Origin of the sequence: Mesorhizobium sp. LNHC229A00, from assembly GCF_000502415.1 — a bacterium.
Lineage (GTDB): Bacteria > Pseudomonadota > Alphaproteobacteria > Rhizobiales > Rhizobiaceae > Mesorhizobium.
On sequence record NZ_AYWQ01000083.1, the window covers coordinates 1 to 1,266 of the forward strand.

2 protein-coding genes are annotated in these 1,266 nt (G+C 56.4%); both read left to right on the top strand.

Going from position 1 to position 1,266, the window contains the following annotated elements; all coding sequences use genetic code 11:
- The coding region (locus tag X742_RS140480) for a dicarboxylate/amino acid:cation symporter (RefSeq protein ID WP_023775602.1) at positions 1-1,083 on the top strand (1,083 nt) is incomplete at its 5' end.
- On the top strand, positions 1,080-1,214 hold the full coding sequence (locus X742_RS1000000176660) for a hypothetical protein (RefSeq protein WP_023775603.1): 135 nt from the start codon (positions 1,080-1,082) through the stop codon (positions 1,212-1,214). The genes X742_RS140480 and X742_RS1000000176660, both read left to right, overlap by 4 nt.
- Positions 1,215-1,266 lie beyond the last annotated feature (52 nt).

The following is a 1,266-nucleotide window of genomic DNA, read 5'->3' on the forward strand; positions in this document are numbered from 1 at the left end:
GGTATCGGCCACATGGGCGATGCCGCCACTGTCGGGCGTGTCGGTAGTAAGACCATGGCCTGGTTTGTTTCCGCGTCAGTCGTCTCTCTGGCGCTCGGTTTGTTGATGGCCAACCTGCTGCATCCAGGCGTTGGCATCGTGATCGCCGATCAAGGAGCCAACACCGCAAACCTGTCGACCCAGAGTTTCAGTCTGTCCAGTTTCGTCGACCACCTGGTACCCACTTCGGTGTTCAAGTCATTGGCGGAGGGCGAAATCCTTCAGATCGTCGTCTTCGCGGTGTTCGCCGGGATCGCCCTCATGGCTCTTGGCGACGTCGGCAGGCCGCTGATCGATCTTGCTGATCGCGTCTCACACATGATGCTGAAGATCACAAGCTATGTGATGCTGATGGCACCCATCGCGGTGTGTGCATCGCTTGCTTCCGTCATCACCAAGTCCGGTCCTGGAATTCTGCTGAACTTCGCCAAATTCCTGGGCAGCTTCTATCTCACCTTGTTCATTCTGTGGATGTTGCTGATCATTGTTGGCTACCTCTTGCTTGGCCGGCGCATGTTCGATCTGGTTAAGCGCATGCGAGAGCCGTTTCTGCTGGCTTTTTCCACAGCGAGTTCGGAAGCCTCTTATCCCAAAATCCTCGATCAGCTTGTGCGTTTCGGTGTGCCCAAGCGCATCGCAAGTTTCGTATTGCCGCTCGGCTACTCCTTCAACCTCGATGGCACGATGGCCTATACGACCTTCGCAACCCTTTTCATCGCACAAGCCTATGGCATTGATCTGTCGATGGGCACGCAACTCGCGATTGCTGGTACACTTATGCTCACGTCCAAGGGCGTGGCAGGAGTGCCCCGCGCGTCCTTGGTGGTGATCTTGGCTACTCTTCATCAGTTCGGCCTGCCGGAGCCAGGCCTGTTCCTCATAATTGGCATTGACCAGTTTCTGGACATGGGGAGAAGTGCCACCAACGTCATAGGGAATTCGCTTGCCGCGGCGGCCGTAGCCAAATTCGAGAACAGTCTGGATGAGCCAGGGGTCAATGCGATCAAGCCCGCGGCAATACCCGGTCCTGGAATTCACGTTTGAAGCCCACCTCGGTTGTTGCCAGGACAGGGGCAAGCGTTGATGCCCAGATAGGCTTCATCGGTCTTGCAGGCCTGACGCGTTCGGCACGGATGGTGATGACCGCGCAACGCAAGACCGTTTTGTTCAAATGACCGGCGAAGCGCTGATGATCGCGGAGCTGTTTTTGAATCGGAAGCTATCGAC